At 37.8% G+C, this 22,160-nt stretch carries 20 protein-coding genes and 4 pseudogenes; 4 read left to right on the top strand and 20 right to left on the bottom strand.

What is annotated here, in order from left to right:
• Nucleotides 1-33: 33 nt before the first annotated feature.
• From FOT98_RS21095 to FOT98_RS33025, 5 genes and pseudogenes are all read right to left on the bottom strand, one after another.
• Nucleotides 34-309 (bottom strand): TIGR04197 family type VII secretion effector, encoded by a 276-nt coding sequence (locus tag FOT98_RS21095; RefSeq protein ID WP_048545595.1) that lies wholly within the window; start codon nucleotides 307-309, stop codon nucleotides 34-36.
• 160 nt (nucleotides 310-469) lie between these two features.
• Complete coding sequence (locus tag FOT98_RS21090) at nucleotides 470-766, bottom strand: WXG100 family type VII secretion target (RefSeq protein ID WP_000918591.1); 297 nt, start codon at nucleotides 764-766, stop codon at nucleotides 470-472.
• Nucleotides 767-949: 183 nt separating this feature from the next.
• Nucleotides 950-1,158: pseudogene (locus tag FOT98_RS21085) on the bottom strand (ornithine cyclodeaminase family protein); the annotation flags it as partial.
• Nucleotides 1,159-1,168: 10 nt separating this feature from the next.
• The gene (locus FOT98_RS21080; protein ID WP_001160636.1) at nucleotides 1,169-1,432 is read right to left on the bottom strand and encodes a DUF4176 domain-containing protein; all 264 of its coding nucleotides are present in this window, start codon (nucleotides 1,430-1,432) and stop codon (nucleotides 1,169-1,171) included.
• Between the two features lie 252 nt (nucleotides 1,433-1,684).
• Nucleotides 1,685-2,356 (bottom strand): annotated as a pseudogene (locus tag FOT98_RS33025) (hypothetical protein).
• 130 nt (nucleotides 2,357-2,486) lie between these two features.
• Here FOT98_RS33025 and FOT98_RS21070 point away from each other — a divergent pair.
• Nucleotides 2,487-2,705, top strand: a pseudogene (locus tag FOT98_RS21070) (tyrosine-type recombinase/integrase); the annotation flags it as partial.
• A 4-nt stretch (nucleotides 2,706-2,709) separates the two neighbouring features.
• Here FOT98_RS21070 and FOT98_RS21065 read toward each other — a convergent pair.
• Together FOT98_RS21065 and FOT98_RS21060 are read right to left on the bottom strand one after the other, a co-directional pair.
• Complete coding sequence (locus FOT98_RS21065) at nucleotides 2,710-4,830, bottom strand: family 10 glycosylhydrolase (protein ID WP_063263295.1); 2,121 nt, start codon at nucleotides 4,828-4,830, stop codon at nucleotides 2,710-2,712.
• 551 nt (nucleotides 4,831-5,381) lie between these two features.
• On the bottom strand, nucleotides 5,382-6,011 hold the full coding sequence (locus FOT98_RS21060; RefSeq protein WP_063263296.1) for a hypothetical protein: 630 nt from the start codon (nucleotides 6,009-6,011) through the stop codon (nucleotides 5,382-5,384).
• A gap of 228 nt (nucleotides 6,012-6,239) precedes the next feature.
• Between FOT98_RS21060 and FOT98_RS21055 the strand changes: the two genes are divergently transcribed.
• Nucleotides 6,240-6,578 carry a hypothetical protein gene (locus tag FOT98_RS21055; protein WP_063263297.1) on the top strand — a complete coding sequence of 113 codons (339 nt, stop codon included), beginning with the start codon at nucleotides 6,240-6,242 and terminating at the stop codon, nucleotides 6,576-6,578.
• Nucleotides 6,579-6,888: 310 nt separating this feature from the next.
• Here the strand turns inward: FOT98_RS21055 and FOT98_RS21050 are convergent, their stop codons facing one another.
• The 9 genes from FOT98_RS21050 to FOT98_RS21015 all read right to left on the bottom strand — a co-directional run bounded on the left by FOT98_RS21050 (nucleotide 6,889) and on the right by FOT98_RS21015 (nucleotide 16,746).
• The gene (locus FOT98_RS21050) at nucleotides 6,889-7,866 is read right to left on the bottom strand and encodes an ornithine cyclodeaminase family protein (protein ID WP_063263298.1); all 978 of its coding nucleotides are present in this window, start codon (nucleotides 7,864-7,866) and stop codon (nucleotides 6,889-6,891) included.
• Nucleotides 7,867-7,885: 19 nt separating this feature from the next.
• Nucleotides 7,886-8,890 (bottom strand): proline racemase family protein, encoded by a 1,005-nt coding sequence (locus tag FOT98_RS21045; protein WP_063263299.1) that lies wholly within the window; start codon nucleotides 8,888-8,890, stop codon nucleotides 7,886-7,888.
• A 356-nt stretch (nucleotides 8,891-9,246) separates the two neighbouring features.
• Nucleotides 9,247-10,449 carry an L-2-hydroxyglutarate oxidase gene (lhgO, locus tag FOT98_RS21040; protein WP_063263300.1) on the bottom strand — a complete coding sequence of 401 codons (1,203 nt, stop codon included), beginning with the start codon at nucleotides 10,447-10,449 and terminating at the stop codon, nucleotides 9,247-9,249.
• A 58-nt stretch (nucleotides 10,450-10,507) separates the two neighbouring features.
• On the bottom strand, nucleotides 10,508-11,446 hold the full coding sequence (glaH, locus tag FOT98_RS21035; RefSeq protein WP_063263301.1) for a glutarate dioxygenase GlaH: 939 nt from the start codon (nucleotides 11,444-11,446) through the stop codon (nucleotides 10,508-10,510).
• Between the two features lie 310 nt (nucleotides 11,447-11,756).
• Nucleotides 11,757-11,885, bottom strand: coding sequence for a hypothetical protein (locus tag FOT98_RS33020; protein ID WP_257147110.1), 129 nt, complete (start codon nucleotides 11,883-11,885; stop codon nucleotides 11,757-11,759).
• A gap of 242 nt (nucleotides 11,886-12,127) precedes the next feature.
• Nucleotides 12,128-12,481 carry a DUF3870 domain-containing protein gene (locus tag FOT98_RS21030; protein WP_063263302.1) on the bottom strand — a complete coding sequence of 118 codons (354 nt, stop codon included), beginning with the start codon at nucleotides 12,479-12,481 and terminating at the stop codon, nucleotides 12,128-12,130.
• A gap of 32 nt (nucleotides 12,482-12,513) precedes the next feature.
• Nucleotides 12,514-13,956: an aldehyde dehydrogenase family protein gene (locus tag FOT98_RS21025; RefSeq protein WP_063263303.1), complete on the bottom strand. Its 1,443-nt coding sequence runs from the start codon at nucleotides 13,954-13,956 to the stop codon at nucleotides 12,514-12,516.
• Between the two features lie 19 nt (nucleotides 13,957-13,975).
• Nucleotides 13,976-15,304 carry a 4-aminobutyrate--2-oxoglutarate transaminase gene (gene gabT, locus FOT98_RS21020; protein WP_063263304.1) on the bottom strand — a complete coding sequence of 443 codons (1,329 nt, stop codon included), beginning with the start codon at nucleotides 15,302-15,304 and terminating at the stop codon, nucleotides 13,976-13,978.
• A gap of 17 nt (nucleotides 15,305-15,321) precedes the next feature.
• A complete protein-coding gene (locus FOT98_RS21015; RefSeq protein ID WP_080467842.1) occupies nucleotides 15,322-16,746 on the bottom strand; it encodes an amino acid permease in 1,425 nt (474 codons plus the stop codon).
• Between the two features lie 318 nt (nucleotides 16,747-17,064).
• Between FOT98_RS21015 and FOT98_RS21010 the strand changes: the two are divergent.
• Nucleotides 17,065-17,265, top strand: a pseudogene (locus tag FOT98_RS21010) (YflJ family protein); the annotation flags it as partial.
• 183 nt (nucleotides 17,266-17,448) lie between these two features.
• On the opposite strand, the gene FOT98_RS21005 reads toward FOT98_RS21010, so the two are convergent.
• From FOT98_RS21005 to FOT98_RS20995, 3 genes are all read right to left on the bottom strand, one after another.
• Nucleotides 17,449-18,402, bottom strand: coding sequence for a TRM11 family SAM-dependent methyltransferase (locus FOT98_RS21005; protein ID WP_063263305.1), 954 nt, complete (start codon nucleotides 18,400-18,402; stop codon nucleotides 17,449-17,451).
• 150 nt (nucleotides 18,403-18,552) lie between these two features.
• Entirely contained in the window at nucleotides 18,553-20,175 is a 1,623-nt protein-coding gene (locus FOT98_RS21000; RefSeq protein ID WP_063263306.1) for an N-acetylmuramoyl-L-alanine amidase, read from the bottom strand.
• 266 nt (nucleotides 20,176-20,441) lie between these two features.
• Nucleotides 20,442-21,491 carry a M42 family metallopeptidase gene (locus tag FOT98_RS20995; protein ID WP_063263307.1) on the bottom strand — a complete coding sequence of 350 codons (1,050 nt, stop codon included), beginning with the start codon at nucleotides 21,489-21,491 and terminating at the stop codon, nucleotides 20,442-20,444.
• 126 nt (nucleotides 21,492-21,617) lie between these two features.
• On the opposite strand from FOT98_RS20995, the gene FOT98_RS20990 reads away from it, so the two are divergent.
• Complete coding sequence (locus FOT98_RS20990; protein WP_063263308.1) at nucleotides 21,618-21,797, top strand: hypothetical protein; 180 nt, start codon at nucleotides 21,618-21,620, stop codon at nucleotides 21,795-21,797.
• 21 nt (nucleotides 21,798-21,818) lie between these two features.
• On the opposite strand, the gene FOT98_RS20985 is transcribed toward FOT98_RS20990, so the two are convergent.
• Nucleotides 21,819-22,145 carry a nucleoside triphosphate pyrophosphohydrolase gene (locus FOT98_RS20985; RefSeq protein WP_001277346.1) on the bottom strand — a complete coding sequence of 109 codons (327 nt, stop codon included), beginning with the start codon at nucleotides 22,143-22,145 and terminating at the stop codon, nucleotides 21,819-21,821.
• Nucleotides 22,146-22,160: the final 15 nt, after the last annotated feature.

Below are 22,160 nucleotides of genomic sequence, written 5' to 3'. Positions count from 1 at the left end.
CTCCTACTATTTTACTTTACGTAGGTTGTCACATTAGCGAAAGGTATTATGAAGTTCATTATCCATTCTCTCAAACTCGTTAGATACCAAATGAATATTATCAACCGCTTGTTGAAAGGCAGCGGAAAATTGTTTCGTCAAGTCTAAAACTTGCTGATTCGCTTCTTGTGATTTGAAGTTAACAGACAACGTTGTACGCGTCGCCTTTGTTATAGAACGACTGGTTGCACTTTGAATTCTATCAGAGGCTGATCCCATTTTCGTAGCAATTTGCGTCGCTGTTTGTAAATTACTTTGAAATTGTCCCATTCTTTCAAACCCTTTCTATAAGTTTTCCAAACGCATCAACGAAATCTCATTACATATATTTCCCTATCAATATCACTCGCTGGGCATGCAATCAAATGAGCCATACAATATAAGCTGTATGGCTCATTAAAAATGCTTGTTATATAGAGTAAAACAATTTTTATTTCAAACCGAAATTACGTGATAATTCTTCATCATGAGAAGCAACAGCCTCTGCAGTTTTATTAAGTTGCATATTAATTTCTTGTAATAGCTGTGCGAAGTTTTGTACCTTTGGCTTTAATTGATTGAACTGTTGATCAAAACCTTCGAAAGCACGACCTTCCCATTCTCCTCTTAATTCATTTTGTAAGTTTTGTAGTTGACTTAAAATATCCTCAATTTGATTTGCACCTTGTCCATATCGAGCAGCTTTCGATTTAAGCTCCTCTGGTGACATGCGAATTTGTCCAGCCATTTTCATTTCCCCTTTAATACATAATGAGCAAAATATATATTGGTTAATTTTACTAAACATATTATAATCTATTATTCTGAACTTTTAAACGTTTTATCTTTCTATTGAATATTAGAATATAAATATTCTATTTTTTTTGCTTTACAAAATTTCATGCAAAAAAGACCACCAAAAGGCAGCCCCTCAAAACTCAATCCTATTCCCTACCCCGCGCTCCACCGCTTTCTCATACAAATACTTCCCAACGATAATATCTACTACTGCCAAACCAACTGATTTGAAAATAGTAATCTCTTCGTCGTTTTCGCGGCCGGCTTTTTCTCCACTTATAATTTAACCAAGTTCGGCGTGGAGATTGCTAGTTTTATCGGAATTTGGAGGTCACCTGTTTCTAGATTACATTCAATTAAGCAATCCTACAAATGCCTCTTCTTCCTCATCTATAAAACCTACAAATATAATTTCTTCAATAGCATCATGATTAAATACAAATGTATAATCAGGATCAATATATCCTTCTGGATAAAAACAGCCTATGTAGTCATACATAACCGGTTCTTCAACCATAAGTAGTTGTTTTCTTCCGTAAATTACAACCTTTTTTGTCCCACCTTTTAACAGAACAATAGAGCCATTTGGTAACAGCTTTTCTTTAGAAAATTGCATAATTCTCCGCCCTTTCTTATACGGCCTATATATTTTTCAAAGATTATTTGAATAGCGCAGAATCTCACTTGCACCATCCTGCCGTTTTCGATTAAGTATTATTTATCCCTATCACCCAAAATAGAAAAAAGATATCTCTGCTATCTAAATGTAATTCCACATTCATGAGATTAACTCTCCCTCCTATTTTTTCTATCCTTTAACCAACTATAAGAAGAATGCATTATATACTTGAAATGCAACAAATCCTCTTTAAAAGCCTATACGTATTTTCCCTCCATCTTCTATATGCTTCCGTAAATAATAATACTTATGGAGTTCTATAATCATATAAAACAAAACAAACGAAAACACTGTGCATGCAGACATAAATACAATTGCCCCCATCTGTTGTGTTGCAATGCTAAGAATTATATTAGCAATTAACTGCCCCGATCCCGCTGCAATAGCTACTACTTTTACACCACCAGTTCCTTTCGATGATTTTGATTTTTTTCTTGGTTCCTGAAGTTTTTCAATATGATTTTTATAAAAATAATACAAAGCAAAACCATACAAACCAAATGAAAGAATAAAATAGATGGGAGTTTGTAATTGTAACACTTCATAAGCATATTTTTGCGTTATAACCAATAATCCGACTGAACATATGATGCCATATACTCCCCGAAATAGAGTATATTGTAATTGTCGTTTCCGAGGGTTGATAGCAATCCATATCGCCCACAAATTTTAAAAAACAACTGGAGGAGTTACTATATATACATAGAGTAATCGAAATGGATTCGCAAAAGCGGGCAACAGAATAAATATGTCCGCTCCCACAAGAACAAGGGCAATTATTTGGAATCTTATTTCATTTACAGGATAAAGAGCCATATAATGTGCAAAAGCTCTCTTATTAAAATCTATAATTTTTTTCATATTAATTAAACCACCCCGCTACTGTTGACCAAGTTTTTTTCGCACCCGTTTTCACCATATCTTTAATACTATCATCTTCACCATCACCATCTAAATCAACATCCCATTCCACACCTTCTGTGAAATATCATTCCCTTCTCGAAAAGAAGATCAACCCATTAATAAGATCTAGGCTTATCAAAAAATTCAAAAAGCCGGAGATTTTGCCGGTATCGAATCTATCGGGATTCACACCATGCATAAAACCTCCGGCTATTGGTTCTATAAACAAATTAAGGATGTGGCTATGTTGCAAGAAATTTTAAATCACAGCACACCACAAATTACACTGGAATATATTTGGCGTTAAAATGTTAACGTAATTCCTCATTTATCGTTCTCGCCATCATAGTCGCAAACTGTTCTCGTGTTAACGGATCCCCTGGTCCGAACATTCTATTGCCATATCCAACCGTAATACCATTTTTGGCTAATGATTGAATGTACGAATGTGCCCAATAACCTTTTGGAACATCTGAGAATTCTTCACTGTGTGTCCCATTTAAATTATAGTTACGAGTTAAAATAGTTGCCATTTCAGCACGGGTTAACACGCCATTTGGATCGAAATATTTTTGGCCGCTGTCGTTTACTTTTCCTGTAACAATACCTAATTCAACTGCTTTTGCAATTTCTTTGTACCCATAAGTACTAGGATTTACGTCGATAAAATTAGGATTGGATACATTAGATAAATCTTTAATACCTTTTTCATTCAAAATCATAAAAATAGCTTGTAAACGAGTGAGTCTGTCTTCTGGTTTGAATGTCCCGTCTGGGAAACCTGAAATAATTTTCTTTTCAGCTAGAAAATTAATATAAGTCAAAGCCCAGTGGTTAGTAGATACATCTTTAAATTGCGGTTTTGGTTTCGGTTCAGGTTCAGGCGTAGAAGCCGGAACTAGGTCACTTTCGTTATGAAGGCGGTCTACTGCTGAAACTGCGTATGTGTAGTCACTACTATTCGTTACTGCCTTGTCTACATATGATAGTACCTCTGAACCATTGTTACGAATTGTTGTGACAATCACAGATGAGTTGTTTCCGTCGATTAGTTGTCCTCTGTTAAAACGATAGATAACGAAATAAGCCGCGTCATTACCAGCATTGTTATTCCATGAGATTGTTGCACCGTTAGGACCGCCTGTCACAGAATGTATAGAAGGCTTACTTGGCGCAGAGTTATCTAACCAAGGCATAGTTGGAATTAATGCTGGGTATTTGTACGCATTTGCTCGTAATTGATCTTTGATACCTAATATATTTGTCTTTAAATTTCGGTAACTAAAGAACATACTTCCTTTTACATTTTGAAGTGTTGAGTTAAGAGCCAATTGATTGTTTGTCTCAGTCGGGTTCTCCCAGGCCTTGTCCGAATCGTTATTAATCTTGTAAGCAGCTTGTCCAATGTATAGGTGTATGTTCTTTCCTTGTGCTTCGTTGTTCCACCATTTTGTTATTACGTCATAGTTTGCGGCATTATGGCCAATGCTCCAATAAACTTGAGGTGTTAAATAGTCCACCCATTCTTTATGCACCCATAATCTTGAGTCAGCATAGATGTTGTCGTAAGCGGATAAGCCATTTGTCTCGGAACCTTGTGTGTCATTATGTTTGTTTCTCCAAATACCGAATGGGCTAATTCCGAATTTCACGTGAGATTTTGTTTGTTTAATACTTGTTGATAAATCGCGAACAAGTGTGTTGACATTCTCACGTCTCCAATCGTCTTTATTTTCACCTTTCCCGTATGTTTCGTAAGTTGTTTCATCCTGGAAATTTTCCGCATCTGCGTATGGATAGAAATAATCATCCATATGAATCGCGTCTACATCATAGTTTTGGACAATTTCGAGAGTGCTATTTTTAATATAGTCTCGAACAGCTGGGATGCCAGGGTTATAGAGCAGTTGCTTGCCGTGTTTAACAACCCAATCCGGATGTTGTTTAGCTGGGTGATTTACAGCTAGTTTATTTACATCTTGGTGACTTGTTGTAATGCGATATGGGTTCAACCATGCGTGGAATTCTAGGTTGCGCTTATGCGCTTCTTCTACCATAAATGCTAGTGGATCATAGCCTGGGTCTTTTCCTTGTGTACCTGTTAAATACTCTGACCATGGGCTATGTTTTGATGGGTAAAATGCATCACCAGTTGGCCTTACTTGTACAACAACAGCATTCATCCCCATTGATTTAACATCATCTAAAATGTTAATAAACTGTTTCTTTTGTTCGTCAGCGCTTGCACCTTTCACTGGCCAATCGATATTGAACACAGTTGAAATCCAAACGGCACGTAGTTCACGTTTTTTATTTATGGCTTGTTGTTCTGATGCTTCTACGCTAGAAGCAGATATGATAAGTGCCAGAAACAAAATGGGAATGAGTAGACTCTGAACGCGCCCCCTACTTATTACTTTTTTTATAAACATATTTATTTCCTTTCTCTCTTTGCGATATAACAACTAGTAGATTTTTTGTTTCCTAGAATCAAAAGGTTATATATTCCAAATGATATTATAACATTTTATATGTTTTCCGTCACAATTCCCTCATTTGGTACCTCTACTAAGCCAGGAGAAAACCTTTCTAAATTTCCATCCCCCTATTAATTCATCATCTTCAAATACAAAATATTTCACACTTACCACTCCTTAATTAATAATTTTTTTGCTCTTTATGTATTACTTCTTGCAAAAAATATTATTTAGTCCACTAAGTAAAAGTGCCAAGCGTGGAATAGATAAAATATAATTTGATTTACACAAACAAATAAACCTATTGCAGATACAATCATCAAAAATCCAGCCTCTTTACATGCACCCTTAGCTTTTAGAAAGCCAAAGAATCCTAAAATAGGGATCACTATACATGCCCATCAAGCTAAGAAAAGTAAATACACCAAAAGGCAGCCCCTCAAACCGAAATTTTATGTTAACTTGTAACAAAAAAAGAGGAGCCATCTCCTCTTAATAAATAAACACTATTTAATTTGTTCCTTATACTCACGGTTAACAATTACATACCATTTTCCTGTATCAAATTTTTCCTTATTAATCACGTAAACTTTATTTTGTCTCCTTACCTCCCCTGGTTTTAATTCCTTAGTAATACTAGAGGTCTCACCTTTTTCAACCTCATAACTACTAGCTGCCCACACATCACTTTGGTAAGCATTATCATTTTCATCCACTAAATCCACTGATGGTAAAACGGCTAATTTCATCGATTCGTTTGTGATATTTTTCCCTTCTGCTTCTACAACAATAAAAACATGTCCATCTTCAGGTTTTTGGAATCCTATACTCTCTTTACCAACCTTATCTCTTTCTACAACTCTTTTTACAGTTACATCAAATGTAGGTGTATGAAAATCCTTGTTTACAGCATACTCTTTTTCTTTTATTTTTGATTTCTCTTTTGTTTGTTCTGTATTTTTCTGCTTTGTATTCTCTTTCGTTTTCGCCTCATCAGTTGTTTGTACTTTCTTTTCTTCTTGTTTAGAATTGGTTTCTTTAGATTCTGAAGAAGTTTTGTCGGATGTATTGCCGCAACCAGATAAATTGAATACTAAAGCGCCACCTAAAATACATGTAGTAAATTTTTTCAACATCTCTTTTTATCCCCCAATAACACAATATGTAAATTTCTTACTTATCATAGCAAAAAATACAATCTTAAATTGTTGCGTATTGTCGAATGATTAAGAATAATCAATTGTTTTTACATAAAATGAGTTAAAAAACTAGTAGCCTATAGAAAACCCCTCTAAAATGATTGTTATATATGATCGAAAATGTAGAATGAAATTAAAGATAAAAAACACATTTAGGAGGTTATTATGACATTTGATGAATTGAAAAAAAACAAACCAACAACCTCATGGGTTGAGTATGATGAAGATGGGGAATTTTTCACTGAAGAAAATATAAGTGCAACAAATACGGTTCTTGACACTTACATTAACAATTTACAACAATTAGGCGAGAATCCAACCGAAGTCAAAGTAATGCAAGCTGTTAAAGAGGTAGTTATTAAAATAAATGAACTAAATATCGAACATGACCATTTTATCGAAACAATGGAAAGAGAAGATCTCTATGAATTTATCGATGCAGCTGCACGAATAGCTGGCTTAGAATCCGAAGAAGACATAACAGAAGAATGGCGGGAATGGTAAAAAAGTTGCACCTCTAATTGTTAGAGGTGCAGCTTTTTTCATACTCCACTTGAATTAATGATTTGATATCTGCACAGGATTCACATGTTCCAACATATCATTAAGCTCATCCTGCCAATGAATACCACACCCCCCCAAAAATATATCAACGATTATCCAATTATATCGATCACAACTCCGAATATATCGACGTTTCGACACAACATATCGACTTACCGACAAATTTCGCAAAAGCTACCTCCCAAACTATCAACCAACCCCACAACCGCACCAAACACCCTACAAAAAAAGACCACCAAAAGGCAGCCCCTCAAAACTCAATCCTATTCCCCCCCCCTCGCTCCACCGCTTTCTCATACAAATACTTCGCAACAATAATGTCCACTACTGCCAAACCAACCGATTTAAAAATAGTAATCTCTTCATCGTTCTCTCTACCAGGTCTTTCTCCGCTTATAATTTGACCAAGTTCAGCGTGGATGTCGCTTCCTTTGAATAAACCTTCTCGCACTGGAACTTGAAGGTCACCTGTTTCTTCTAATGCTGCTTCTTTTGATTCGACTACTACTTTGTTTGCGCCCGCGATGGCGTGGGATGGTAGTTCTTGCATGTTCGGTCTGAATGAACCGACGGCGTTTATGTGGACGCCTTTTTGTAGTTTTTCTGAGAAGACTGGTGTGGATGCGTTCGTAGTTGTGACGATAATGTCTGCTTCGCTTATTGCTTCATTTGCATTTGTGTGAACATATGCAGGTTTATTGAATTTCTCTTGTATATATTGCGAGAATGCATACGCTTTTTCTTCTGTTCGATTGTATAAAATGACTTTCTCGATATCTCTCACCGCAAATACAGCTTCAGCAATTCCCTTCGCCTGTTCTCCGGTCCCGATTATGCATAAAACTTTTGCATTATGACGAGCTAAATGTTTTGTCGCTACTCCTGATAGAGCCCCTGTTCGAATCATCGTTAAGTAGGATCCTTCTAAAAGTGCGAGCGGTTCTCCCGTTTGAAAGTCTGATAACATCACAACCCCGTTTATCGTTTTCTTTCCTATCTTTTTGTTCTCGGGGACTACTGTTACTACTTTTAAGCCAAGTGCCTCAAGTCCTTCCGCTACTGAAGGCATAATTAATGCCGTATTTTTCTCGTTCGCAAATGGTAATGAGCCGCGAATTGGCGTGATTGTTCTTTCTGCGGAAAATTCTTTTAAAGCAAGCGCCGCGTATTCAATGACTTCGTTCATATTTGCTAAGTTTCGTTGTTCGTTCGCGCTTATGACTAGCATATATTTCCACCTCCTCCTCTTATCCTAACAAAAATCCCCGGTTCAAATCATCTCTCGGATCTATAACGAACTGATGAAATCCTGTAATAAAGGCATGCCCCGTTACTTTTGGAACGACAGCTTCATATGTATCTACTGCGGTTACCGACAATACTTCTCCTTCAAATTTCCCGTCAGTAATGCATTCGTGGACGAAAATTTCTCCCTTTTGTAAAGCATCTTTTTCAAAAAGAGTTACAATTCTTGCAGAAGTTCCTGTACCGCAAGGAGAACGGTCTACTTGCCCGTCAGCGAAGATCGTTACATTTCGTAAAGTTGCGTCTTCCCCTTTCGGTTCATCTGAGAAAATAACGCCGTATATTCCTTTTAACCCTTCTTCAAGTGGATGCTTTACTTCCATTTGACTCTCAATGTAGTGCTTAATTTTACCGCCCCACGTTTGAATAGCAGCTAAGTCTTTAAAATCAACCTTCAAACCAAATTCTTTACTATCCACCACAGCATAAAAAGCTCCGCCAAACGCGATATCTACTTGAAATTCATAGTCATCTATTTTAATAGGAACGTCTTTCTTATATACAAAAGAAGGAACATTTTCAAATGATACGGACTCTACTTCGCTCCCGTTATATTTCGCGTACGCAATGACTTCACCGGCAGGGCTGTCGATAATGAACTTTTGTTTCTCACCTGTCACTTCAAACATACCCGTTTCAATTCCGACTGTAATAACAGCGATAATGCCATGACCACACATCGTACTCCAGCCCTCATTGTGCATAAATACTACACCAAAATCAGCGTGTGCACTTGCAGGCGGCGTAATGATACAACCGTACATGCCGTGATGTCCTCGCGGTTCATACATAAGAACTTCGCGAAGATGGTCCAAATGTTCCATGCAGTATGTGCGTCTTTCTAACTGTGTTTCTCCTTTTATTTCTGGCACGCCGCCTGTAATAATTCGAAGTGGTTCCCCAGCTACGTGAGCATCAATTGTCGTGTACACTTTACTAACCTTCATTCCTATCTCTCCCCTATATGTTGATACTCTTTTTATTGCAAATATCATGCCAACGCATAGGGTATAAATTTGTATGCATTGTGTAAAAAAGAATACACTACTGTCTATATTTTTATACAGTAGAAGGTTGGCGACCATGAGTCTCCAACTAAGTCCACACTCGCCCGAAAATATATCGACGATTATTCAATTATATCGAACACAACTCCGAATATATCGACGATTCGACACAACATATCGACTTACCGACAAATTTCGCACTTTCACACCCGATAACCACCAACCAATCCCACAGCCGGACTTCCACAAACACCCGAACCCCACTAAAAAAAATCCCCCGACACTCGGGGGATCCATCAAACCCGAACCCCCACCACATCCGGCACTCGCTTCGCAATCTCCTCCCCAATCTTTATACTAGCCGTCGCCGCCGGGGATGGCGCGTTGCAAATGTGCAGAGAGTTTATGCCTGGAATAATGCAGAAGTCATCCACCATATTGCCGTTCGATAAGATGGCTTGTGCCCTTACGCCTGCATGTGTTGGGACGATATCTTTTTCTGTTAGTTCTGGTATTAAGCGCTGTAAGCTTTTGAGGAATGATTGTTTACTGAATGAGCGCACCATTTCTTTTATGCCTTCTTTCATGTTTGGCATTGCCATTTTCCAGAAGCCTGTGTATGTCATTGTTTCCATGAAGTCTTTTATGTCGAAGTCTTTTTTCGTGTAGCCTTCGCGCTTGAAGCTTAATACTGCGTTTGGCCCTGCATGGACGTCTCCGTTTATCATTCTTGTAAAATGAACACCTAGAAACGGGAATTCAGGGTTTGGGACTGGGTAGATTAAATGTTTTACGAGATGGCGTTTTTCCGGGACGAGTTCGTAATACTCACCGCGGAACGGAACGATTTTCATATCTGTTAATATGCCTGTCTTTTTCGCAATGCGATCGCTATGTAAGCCGGCGCAGTTAATGAGAAATTTTGTTTTAAATGTGCCTTGGTTCGTCTCAATTGTGACAGCGTCTTTCTTTTCTGTAATACGTTCTGCGGTTGTTCCTACATGCACTTCTCCGCCACTTTCCTGAATGAAGCGGGCGAATGCATAACTGACGCCTTTATAATCAGCAATTCCGCAAGAAGGAACACGGATTGCGCCAAGTCCTTTTACATGCGGTTCAATTTCGGCTAATTCTTCTTTATCTATTTTTGCGATATGTAAATCGTTTTGTAAGCCTCTCTCATATAAATTATGTAAAAGAGGGAGTTCTTCTTTTTCTGTTGCGACAATTACTTTTCCGCACATGTCATAAGCGATGTCATGTTCTTCACAAAATTGGACCATCGCTGCGTTTCCTTCTTTTGCAAACTTCGCTTTATAACTTCCTGGTTTATAGTAAATGCCAGAATGAATGACACCGCTATTATGTCCAGTTTGATGATGTGCGAGTTCCTTTTCTTTTTCAATGATTGCAATTTTCGCATGAGGGAATTTTTTCGTTAAAGCCATTCCCGTTGAAAGGCCAACAATTCCTCCGCCAATAATTATAAAGTCATACATCCTACTTCCCCCTTAATAGTATAAAAGGCAGGTCTCTTTGCAAGACCCGCCGTACATATTATTTAGAAAAACAACCACGCTGACGCATTAGTTCTCTATATAAATCTTTATTTTTTTCGAATGCCGCTCTTCCGTGCATCCAAAATAAGTTATTTAAAAGAACTAAATCACCAATTGGTAATTTCAATGCATGTGTTGCTGGTGAATTCTCAACTGAGTACGATAAATCTTTTAGATAGTTTGCTTGTTCAATATTATCTGGATACGCGAACTGATCGATAAAGCAAATGCACGGTGCGTTATTTACATCAAAGAATGTTTCACGATAGACGATTTCTTGCGAATTTTTACTTGGTGGCGCTTTATACGTAACTTTAACAGATGCGAGCGAATGATTTCTAAATTTCTGCAGATCTTCCCAATCGTCTAAATGTAGTAAACGTGATTCCCCGCCTACTGCATTTTGTTCTTCAATCTTCATCATAAGAAGCCAATCTGTCGGCTCATCAACGAATGTTCCGTCTGTATGAAGTGTAAATAATCGGTACGCTTGGCGAAGATAAGAATCACTACTATCTGTATCTTTTACATTAAATCTAGCATAATACGTTCCTGTCATTGCATCAAAGTTTGGTGTCCCAATTAAGTGTGTTAATGCTGTCGCAAATTTCACGTAATCTGCTGGATCTACCGTTTCGCCTTGTACCCCAATTGTAAATCCGCCCGTTTCACGATCATGAATAATGCCGCGAATGTTATCCATAAACGATTGCCCAAAAATCTTTCTCATTCCGTCAGCAAGATTAAACCTAGAATAAGGAATGTATTGCAGTGACTGCTCTGAATACCCTTTTACCTCTTCAAAAAACTGCTTAAGCAACTGCTGATTTAATACGATATGATATAAACGTTTATGCTCTGGATGAGGAACAATTTCATACCCCTCATATTTTTTTGCAAACTTCATCTTCGCACTTTGTTCTGTAATAATCGACATTTTAATTCCTCCCTAAATGAAATATGAAGAACGTATTGACGCTTTTTACAGACAGTTATCCTTATCTTCTGTATGCTGAGATCCGGTCTTACTGCCCTAACAGCAAAAAGCCAGTCATACGTATCCACGACATAACAATCGCAGATACATACAACTGGCTCATAATTACGAGTGTTCTTTAATCTCTTAAAGTACAATAATAATAGACAGTTCATATGAAAATATGTGTAAAACAGGTAGGCAAGATCGAATTTAGAGAAGGCTAATTTCTCAAAGGGATCTTATTAATTAAATAATAATTCAAAATATTCTAACTGTCAATTCGTTTTTTATTATTTTCTCGACATACTTTACACATTTTACAAATTCCTTTGCTTTCTGCACATCCTCTTTTTTTCGCCTCTTGCTTTACAACCTGCACGTCATTTAACTTTTTCATATTCCTTGCCTCCTCAATAAAGTGAAACTTTAATCAGTGGGGGTTTTCTTCATCCCCCACTGATTATTAGTTGAACCAATCGGACTTTTATGGACAGTTGATCCCCCACCTAACTTCTTTGCTTTCGCTGAATTTCGAGGTGGGGGTCTTACTGCCCATTAAAGCGGGATATAAAAAGCCAGTCGTATCCCGTTAACGGAAATACAACTGGCTCTCGTTTACGATAATAAACTAGACAGTTTTTATGGTGTTGTTTCCTCATACTCACCTTGTGGCTGTTCATCATTTAAATAACTTACATATTGGCGGTGCAAATCTTTTACCGCACTAACTATCGCATTTTGCGCTTTTCCTTGATAATGATCTGTAATATCTTGAACGATTTCTTCGATACCATCTCGTAAACTATGTCCTCTCAAAATTTGAGCGACGAAGTCCCTGCCGTGTTCTGTTGCAAGCGTACATGATGCTTCAATAATGACATGATATTTATGATCTGCCTCAATTGTAATTGTTAATGTTTCATACATACTGCGAACAGCCATCCCTTTCGGAAGTCTCGCGTGTCCTGCCATAAAAAATGTCCCTTTACGCATATTTTATCCTCCGTTACTATGTTTTTTAGTGTTTATACTCGATCTACGTATACTGTCTTCATTCTCGTGTAAAATTCTTTCGCCGCTTTTCCTTGCTCACGCGGTCCAGCACTAGAGTTTTTCATTCCGCCAAACGGAACTTGTGGCTCTGCTCCTGCAGTTTCTGAATTCACATGAACCATTCCAACTTCCATATCATCAATAAACCGTTGCGATAAACTTAAATTATTCGTACAAATCGATGCACTGAGTCCGTATTCTGTATCATTCGCTAAAGAAACAGCTGCTTCATAACTATTTACTTTAAATAAACAAATAACTGGGCCGAAAATTTCTTCTTTCGCAATTCGTGCATCTCCGTCTACATTTTCAAAAATAGTCGGTAATACGTAACAACCATTTTGTAGTTCAGTTTCATCTGGTACGCCGCCTCCATACAGTAAAGAAGCCTCTTCTTTTCCTACTTCAATCATCGATAACACAGATTGCTGTTGTCCCTTGGAAACGCATGGTCCCATAAATGTATCAGGATTTAGCGGGTTCCCAACTGTAAGAGCTTCTGTACGCTGCAACAGTCGATCCTTGAACGCTTCATAAATTTCCTCTTCAGCTATTACTCTACTTGTTGCGGTACATTTTTGTCCTGTTGACATAAACGCACCTTTTATCGCAATAGTTACCGCCTTTTCAATGTCAGCATCGTTTAATACAACTAACGGATTTTTCCCGCCCATTTCTAATTGAACTTTTTTTCTTGTTTCAACGGCTGCTTTTTGAATGATATTTCCTACGTGATTCGAGCCGGTAAAAGAAACCGCTTGTATATCTGGATTCCCCGTTAATTCTGCTCCAACTTCAGACCCTTTTCCGAATACGCAATTGATAACACCCGCCGGAATACCAGCTTCATGAAACGCATTTACAAGATGGTACACCGATTTTGGCGTCACTTCAGCTGGCTTAATGACAACCGTATTTCCGTAAATAAGTGCCGGCGCCATTTTCCACACTGGAATGGCAATCGGAAAATTCCACGGCGTAATTAATCCAACCGGACCTACAGCTACACGTTTACTGTAAAGCATTGTACTTTCATTAGCAGACGGGATAATCTCTCCGATTGGTTGATTTGCTTCTGCTGCATAATATTCCAAAATGCTAATCGCCCGCTTCGTCTCTCCTATTCCTTCTGCAATCGTCTTTCCTTCTTCACTTGTTACATCTAGGCCCACTTCATTTACCTTTTCTTTTAAAATAGCTGCCGCTTTCCATAAATAACTCGCTCTCTCTTGAAACGATAACTTTTGCCACGTATGAAAAGCTTCTTTCGCTGATGCGATTGCGACTCTCGTATCTTCTACTGAACTAAACGGAAATTCACCTAATACTTCCCCGTTATGCGGATTATAGTTTTTTACATATGCATTCGTGGAAGGTTCTTTCCATTCACCGTTTATATAATTGAAATACTTCATTCCCCTGCCCCCGCCGTTTTTATTTTGATCGTTTTGCAATTGCTGCTTCTAAAATAGTAAGCCCTTCTTCAAGCTGTTCATCCGTTATAACGAGAGGTGGTAAGAAGCGAAGTACGTTACTATAAATACCAGCGCTTATCGTAATGACCCCTTTACTATGCGTTTCTTTCAAAATCGCTTTCACTTCTTCTGACGCTGGCTCTTTCGTCCCTTTATCTTTTACAAGCTCAATGGCAGTCATAGCACCAAGACCTCTCACATCACCAACTATTTCATATTTCTCCTTCCAGCTATGAAACACTGTCATCATGCGCTCGCCAATTTCTACAGCACGATTTACTAAATTCTCTTCTTCAATTACATCTAAAACAGCTAATGCAGCCGCGCAAGCAGCCGGGCTTCCTGAGAAAGTACCACCTAATTGACCTGGCCCAGGTGCATCCATCAAATCTGCTCTTCCTGTTACTGCACTAAGCGGCATACCAGCAGCGATTGATTTTGAAAAAGTCATTAAATCAGGAACTACGCCGAAATGATCCATTGCAAATAAACTTCCCGTACGAGCAAAACCAGTTTGAATTTCATCCGCAATCATAATGATTCCATACTTATCACAAATATTTCGAACACCTTGCATAAACGTAGTCGTCGGAACGATAAACCCGCCTTCTCCTTGAAGCGGTTCCAAAATAATCGCGGCGATATTATCACTTGCTACTTCCTCTAACATAAAGCGTTCGAAATAGGCCAAAATTTGCGCGTCTACTTCTTCTTGCGACAGTCCTTCTTCCGCGCGGTAATAGTACGGATATGGTAGTTTGTATACTTCTGATGCAAACGGACCAAATCCATGTTTATATGGTTTTACCTTACTTGTCAGTGACATCGTTAACAGCGTACGCCCGTGATATGCACGCTCAAATGAAACAATCGCACTTCTTCCAGTAGCTTTTCTAGCAATCTTCACCGCATTTTCTACCGCTTCCGCACCACTATTCGCAAACATCGTTTTTTTCTTACAATCACCTGGCGTTAACTCATTCAGTCTTTCCGCCAGTGCAATATAACTTTCATACGGCGCTACATGAAAACAACTATGAATCGAAGACTCCACTTGATCTTGAATCGCCTTTACTACTTTCGGATGACAATGCCCGACATTTTGCATACCAATTCCACCTGCAAAATCGATTAATTCATTGCCATCTACATCCGTAATAATCGCGCCTTTTGCTGATTGCACATACAACTCTGTAATATTGTAAGGCCCTTCTGGCACCGCATTCTTTCTTCTTTCATGTAATATGCTAGATTTTGTAGTTATAATATCCTTCTTCTCTTTCAACATAGTATATACCCCTTTTCTTATTCTTTTTCTAGGCTAACTTCCGAATCTTTTATCATCGTAAAATCATTCGACTTTTGCTTATCTAACTTTTTAACTCGTAAAAAATAACTGATTATTACTACGATCGTAGCTAGTAATGTCATGTAAAACTGCATACGCATATCTGCTATAAACGCTTGTGAAACAAATATCGTAATAATCATCAAAAGCGTTGCATATGTGAGATAAGGGAATAACCACATTTTCACTTTCAGCTTCCCAGCCCCTTCAAGTTCCCTTTCTCGTCTTAACTTGACATGAGAAATGGCAACGAACATATACATCAGCATCGTTACCCCGCCCGAACTATTCGCTAAAAATGCAAACAGTTTATCAGGAGATATAAACTTCAACATCGCGCAAATAAATGCAAATACGATACTCGCATAAATTGCGATAACCGGCGTCCCTCTACTATTTAACTTTGAAAAAGCAGACGGAGCATCACCTTTTTTCGCAAGTGAAAATAGCATACGCGAACTCGTATAAATCCCTGAGTTCATAACGGAAAGTAGTGATAAAAATACAACACCATTCATAATTTCTGCGGCTGCAGGTACTCCTGCCATATTAAATAAACTTGCATATGGAAGTTTCAATAATTCCTTATCCGTCCACGGAATAAACATAACTAAAATCGTTACTGATCCGACGAAGAAAAGCATAAGACGCCATACTACACTATTAATAGCTCGTATAACATTCTTCTCTGGATTTTCCGATTCTCCGGCTGCAATCGCTGCAACTTCACTCCCTGATAACGAGAACGAAATAAACACAACGCTCAGTAAAACAGGGACAATTCCATTCGGGAAGAAACCACCGTGTTCTGTAATAATAGAAAGAGTCGGTCTATCTACTCCTGGAACGAGACCAAAGAACATCGAAATTCCTAAAATTAAAAACGCAACAATCGCCACCACTTTAATAAACGCTAACCAATATTCAAACTCACCGTACAATTTTACTGAATATACATTCGTCATCGTCATTAATAGAACCATACATAAACTTGCGATCCATGCTGGAATCGAAGGAAACCAATTATTGATCATTACGCCTAAAAGCACCGCTTCAATTGCGATAATAATGACCCAGTTAAACCAATATAACCATCCGATCGTATACCCGGCCCACGGTCCAATTGCTTTGTTCGCATACGTTGCGAAAGAACCACTATCCGGATTTTCCGCTGCCATCTCCCCTAACATCCGCATCACGAGCACAACCATTAAAGCACCAATAATGTAGGACAAAATTGCAGCCGGCCCTGACGATTGAATAATCGTTCCACTTCCTACAAACAAACCGCCCCCGATAACCCCGCCAATTGAAATCATTGTTATATGCCGTGTTTTTAAATCTTTTTGTAACTCTTTTTTCTCTTTAGCCAAACAATCCACCAGCCCCTCCATTAGCATGAACGTGCGCCACACTCCATTGACAACGCTTTCTTTAAATCCCCTCCTACTTTAAATAAAAAATAAAAAGAGCCAGAAAAACAACGCATACAAACGCATTGAATTTTACTGCCCCTATCCTTATGGCTCGTCCTCCTGCTAAGGAAGTTCAAGTGGAAAGAAGTTCCGCTATTTCATTTTTAAAACATACACCCGGGCTTACAGAGAGGCTAATCACTGTCATCCGATAATAAGTTAATCATAATACAATTAGACTGAATATTCAATAATCATTTTCGCGAATTTTATGAATAAAAAAGAAAATTCTCTCCCCCCACCACATATACTGTTCAAAAGCAAAAAGGAAGTGATCCCATGTATTACGGAACAAAAGGCTGGTACGTAGCCGAATTAAAAAAATTAGGCGTGCGCTATCACGAAGGGCGCAAACTAGAAAGTTACCGCGGACACGTCTTACGTAATTTACTCATCGCACAACAAGAGAAATTAAAAGAACAGTAATATACTAATGTAGCGATATCGGCGATTCTCGGAATATATCAACGATTTAGCACAATATATCGACGATTCGACATAGGATATCGACTTACCGACAAATTTCGCCAATTCATCTATCTACACTACCAACCAATCACACACCAATACCAAACAAAAAAGGTCACCCAAACGGGTGACCTTCTTTTCTTATTCACAAACAAGAATTTGTCTAGTAAATGATCCTTTTCTTGTAACACAGCGATCTGTAATTTCAAATCCTGCTTCATGGATCATGTCGTCCATTGTTTCCATCGTGACAACGATTACCTTTTTAGCGATGCGGCGCGCACTTGAAAGAATGGAGAACTGGTCTTCTGGTGTGGCATGCGTAAATAAGTCGTACGGCATATCGATAATGGCAACGTCGTAGTTCTCCGTAATTTCCTCGATTGGACCTTTTGTTACTGTTCCTTCAAACCCGAAATGTGCAATGTTTTTTCTCGTTCCAAGCACAACAAGTGGATTAATATCTCTACCAACGATGTTAATCCCCATAGAAAGTGCTTCTACTACTACTGTTCCAATACCGCAGCACGGGTCAATTGCTCGTACTCCATCTGGATTTGGTACAGCAATATTGGCAACGGATCTCGCAACACGTGTGCTAAGAGATGTCGAATAACTATGCGGTTTTTTTATGTGATGATACCAAACTGGCTCACTTTCTACATAGTGTCCGAAGTACCAGCGTCCTCCAAGAGGAACAATCCCGAATACACGCTCTGGATTACGAACATCCGCTTCTCCTTCAATATGCATACCGAGGTCGCGTTCAATGAGGCGTCTTTCCCCATATTCAATTTTATTTTCTTTCCCAAGGTCATTAATTTTAACGAAAATAACTTTAAATGATGCCCCCGCCAAATCAATTTGTTCCACTTGTTTTAGAATGCTGTCTAAGTCGTCGCCTTCATACATAACCTCAACGCGCTCTTTTATAAACGCACTTCTACTCGGTTCAATTTTGACATCACTTTTCAAAATATTAACGTGAGATTCCATTCCAAAGAAAGAGCGCATTTCCAAGTAACATAAAGCACGCTCCTCCTCACGAAACGCATACGTATATATACATGCAGGTGTTTTACTATGATTATTCAATCTATGATCATCCTCTATCGTTTAAAATTATTATGATTACAATTATTCGAATATCTTTTTAACGTAAAATTAAATGATATCACATGCCGGAAATAAAGAGAAACCCTAATAAATAAAAGAGACTGCCCATTGGCAATCTCTTTTGATTTATTAACGGAAAGAAGATACGTTATTACCCTTTGCTTCGTAATAATCTAAAATGCCTTGATAAATCGCTTCTGCTGCACGTTGTTTCTGTGCTGCTGTAGCGAGTTTATTTGCATCATTCTTATTATCTACAAATGCTAATTCTGTTAGTACAGCTGGCATTGTATTATATTTTACTACGTACCAAATATCCTTTTTCACACCACGGTCATGTGTTCCAAGTGCTGCTACAAGGCGTTTTTGAATTTTGTCTGCTAATAAGCGACTGTCTTCCGTATATGGATTCGTTGATTTTGTCGGTGCTGCTGCATAATAGAATGTTTCTGTACCGTGTCCATCTTTTTCATCCGAACCGTTACCGTGAATACTTACGAAGATATCACCCTTATTTTCTTTAGCAAATTCTACTCTTTTTATTAAAGAATCACTAGAATTTACTCCTGGGCGTGTATCGTTCGTACGTGTTAACTTCACAGTAAATGGTGTCTTTTTCTCAAATATTTTTTGTAATCGTAAAGATGTGTCTAATACGATTTGACTTTCTTTCTCGTAATAACCAACATTACCCGAGTCAATTCCACCGTGACCTGGATCAATAATAATCGCTTTACCTTCTAGGAAGTTCTCTTGTTTTACTGGGTTTAATTGATTTTTATCTACCCACTGGAAACCACTATTTGTACGGATACGAATCCAGCTATCTTTTTCTTCAATAACTACTACTTTTTGCGCTTCACGTTTCGCTAGCACTTTAGAAGAATGTGACGCTTCTGCATATGTTGTAAATCCTTCATTAATAACTTCTGTTTTTTCTTTTAAAGGTGTCCATTTCTCACCTTTGCTCGTTACAATTTTAATCCATCCATCTCGCTCTTCTTTTACTACAACTTTTTGTGGATCATGTTGCAAGTCAGTAATTCCTGAAGATAAAGATGGTTGATGATATGTAATGAACTTACGATCTATATACATTTCCTTCGTTGTTTCTTCTGGTTTGCTCGTATTATCATTATTTTTCTTTAGCTTGTCCGCTTTATACGTCATTTGCGCTGCTTGCTCACGTGGTATAGACTGATTTGGACTCCAAATTGTCTTCCCGGTACCCGCAGAAATTTCTAACGCTACTAAAATATTTGCTGCTTCTTTACCGAAGTGATCTTCTAAATCAGTAAATTTATTCGTGATTGGGGCTTGTACTAAACCTTTTAATTTATAAGCCTTAACAAGCATAGAAGCCATTTCAGCACGCGTTACTTTTCCATCAGGATCAAATACGCCTGCTCCTCGGCCTGCAATAATATTTTCTTTTTCAATTGCTGCAATATACTGAGTTGCCCAATGATTTTTTGAATCATTAAAAGATGGTTTCCCAGCTGGATCCACTTTTAATCCAATTGCTTTCGCTATAATTGTCGCTGCTTCCGCACGTGTTAAAAGACCTTTTGGTGCAAACGTATCACTTGTCATACCGCTAATTACATCTCGCTCTACTAAATAGTAAATTGCGTCTTTTGCAAATGAGTCGTCTGCAACATCTGAAAACTTCTTCGTTTCTGCTAAACTACTAACTGGATAAGCTAGTAAACTTGCTGCTAACATACCAGCAGCGATTGCTTTGTACTTCATGAAAAACAAATCTCCTCTCGAAACCTCACATTTTATAAAATTCTCTTAATCAAAATAATATTAAAAATATTAACTGGTAAATAACTCCTATAATAGTTTATAACATTCTATCACTGTAGTAAATACGTTTCCTGTCTATATTATTAAATATAAACATATAAGGAATAATAAATATAAATACATTTCAAAAAACGATTAATTATCCACAAAATGAAAAGCTGATTAAAAATAACATTTTCAATCAGCCCTCTCTATTTTCTATAAAATTATCCTTCAATTAAATGAGACATTACATACGCATATACTAACGCTTCTGTATGTGCAATCGAACTTTCATGTGTACGCTCAAATGCATGAGAAGAATCAATACCCGCTCCAATTAATGCATGTTTCACATCAAATCCAGCGTGAATCGCAGCTGATGCATCCGATCCGTAGTACGGATAAATATCTACTTTATATTCGATATTGTTTGTTTTCGCAAGCTCTACTAAATGTTTACGCAGTGCATAATGATACGGACCACTAGAGTCTTTTGCACAAATAGATACTGTATATTCATCAGATGCTTGTCCATCACCTAACGCTCCCATATCAACCGCTAAATACTCAACCGTTTCTTCTGGAATGTTAGAGTTACCACCGTATCCAATCTCTTCATTATTAGAAATTAAGAAATGAGTTGTATATGGTAATGTTACGTTTTCATCTTGTAATCTCTTAATTAACTTTAATAAAATCGCAACACTTACTTTGTCATCTAAATGACGTGATTTTATGTATCCACTCTCTGTAGTTTGAACGCGCGGATCGAATGAAACGAAATCTCCTACTTCAATTCCTAATTCGCGTACTTCATCAGCTGAAAAGACACGCTCATCAATACGAACCTCAATATTTTTCTCGTCACGTTTTGCTTCACCTGCATCTTTATATACATGCACAGATGTTTGATGCATTAAAATCGTTCCTGTATACGTCTTACCACTTGATGTTTCAATTTCGCAATATTCCCCTTCTACAGAGTTCCAGCGAAATCCGCCAATCATAGAAAGACTTAGACGACCGTCAGGCTTAATTTCTTTCACCATCGCACCTAACGTATCAACGTGCGCCGTTAATAAACGGTGCTGTGCATCATTTTTCCCTTTTACCGTTAAAATAAGAGCGCCTTTATTGTTACGCTTCGTTTCTACGTTCCACTCACTTACATAGTTTTCAATAAAACGAATGATTTTCTCTGTATTTCCAGATGGACTCGGAATAGAGACAAGCTCCTTAATCAATTCCATCGTTTCTTTCGCATGATGTGCCATTGTCGTTTCCTCCTCATTTTCTCTACTATTCAGTATACCGAATTTACTATAAATCCTCTACTCATATAGCCTAATTTTCTAAATTGTAGTAAAATTCTTTTTAGTATATAAAAGGAGTTATAAAATATGAATATATCAAAAAAATATATACACATTGCACTCATTTGGTTTTTAGCATCATTATTTTGTTTACAAGTTTCTTATGCAGTTCACACTACTACTTCTATTACAATTGGCTGGGTATTAACAGCTATCTTCTTCATTATTAGTTTAATTGCAACAAAAAAACATAGCGTTACTCACTAACGCTATGCTTTCCCTACGAAACTATTCTTCTGACACATCTAATAAATAAATACCTCTTTCAAACCCACCGCGCTCTATTTCTTTTTGCTTACGAAGACGTTCTACATCTTCAATTGTTGCACCTTCTGCACGCGCTAATGAGATGATCACTTCCAGTGCATCTGCAAGAGAATCAAGCGCATGTTCACGCTCTTTCATGGAAGCAAATTCACGAATTTCTTCCGTTCCAATTTTCGCTAAAGCTTGTATGTATGCGTGTCCTGTTAATTTTTGCGCTGTATATGTTTTTCCAGACATCAAAATCTTCTCTGGAACACGGTCTCTTACTAACTTGTTATATGCTGACATCATTCATCCTCCTAT

The organism is Bacillus sp. HY001, from assembly GCF_007558965.1.
Lineage (GTDB): Bacteria > Bacillota > Bacilli > Bacillales > Bacillaceae_G > Bacillus_A > Bacillus_A mobilis.
Note: the sequence above shows the minus strand (reverse complement) of the source record. Positions and strands in the feature narration are given on the sequence as shown.

Coding starts and splice junctions, on each gene's coding strand:
- FOT98_RS20985 (WP_001277346.1), bottom strand. CDS start 22,145: ATGTCAGCATATAACAAGTTAGTAAGAGACCGTGTTCCAGAGAAGATT.
- FOT98_RS21095 (WP_048545595.1), bottom strand. CDS start 309: ATGGGACAATTTCAAAGTAATTTACAAACAGCGACGCAAATTGCTACG.
- glaH (WP_063263301.1), bottom strand. CDS start 11,446: ATGTCGATTATTACAGAACAAAGTGCGAAGATGAAGTTTGCAAAAAAA.
- FOT98_RS21090 (WP_000918591.1), bottom strand. CDS start 766: ATGGCTGGACAAATTCGCATGTCACCAGAGGAGCTTAAATCGAAAGCT.
- FOT98_RS21055 (WP_063263297.1), top strand. CDS start 6,240: ATGACATTTGATGAATTGAAAAAAAACAAACCAACAACCTCATGGGTT.
- FOT98_RS21030 (WP_063263302.1), bottom strand. CDS start 12,481: ATGCGTAAAGGGACATTTTTTATGGCAGGACACGCGAGACTTCCGAAA.
- FOT98_RS21060 (WP_063263296.1), bottom strand. CDS start 6,011: ATGTTGAAAAAATTTACTACATGTATTTTAGGTGGCGCTTTAGTATTC.
- lhgO (WP_063263300.1), bottom strand. CDS start 10,449: ATGTATGACTTTATAATTATTGGCGGAGGAATTGTTGGCCTTTCAACG.
- FOT98_RS20990 (WP_063263308.1), top strand. CDS start 21,618: ATGAATATATCAAAAAAATATATACACATTGCACTCATTTGGTTTTTA.
- FOT98_RS33020 (WP_257147110.1), bottom strand. CDS start 11,885: ATGAAAAAGTTAAATGACGTGCAGGTTGTAAAGCAAGAGGCGAAAAAA.
- FOT98_RS21080 (WP_001160636.1), bottom strand. CDS start 1,432: ATGCAATTTTCTAAAGAAAAGCTGTTACCAAATGGCTCTATTGTTCTG.
- FOT98_RS20995 (WP_063263307.1), bottom strand. CDS start 21,491: ATGGCACATCATGCGAAAGAAACGATGGAATTGATTAAGGAGCTTGTC.
- gabT (WP_063263304.1), bottom strand. CDS start 15,304: ATGTTGAAAGAGAAGAAGGATATTATAACTACAAAATCTAGCATATTA.
- FOT98_RS21065 (WP_063263295.1), bottom strand. CDS start 4,830: ATGTTTATAAAAAAAGTAATAAGTAGGGGGCGCGTTCAGAGTCTACTC.
- FOT98_RS21025 (WP_063263303.1), bottom strand. CDS start 13,956: ATGAAGTATTTCAATTATATAAACGGTGAATGGAAAGAACCTTCCACG.
- FOT98_RS21050 (WP_063263298.1), bottom strand. CDS start 7,866: ATGCTAGTCATAAGCGCGAACGAACAACGAAACTTAGCAAATATGAAC.
- FOT98_RS21000 (WP_063263306.1), bottom strand. CDS start 20,175: ATGAAGTACAAAGCAATCGCTGCTGGTATGTTAGCAGCAAGTTTACTA.
- FOT98_RS21045 (WP_063263299.1), bottom strand. CDS start 8,890: ATGAAGGTTAGTAAAGTGTACACGACAATTGATGCTCACGTAGCTGGG.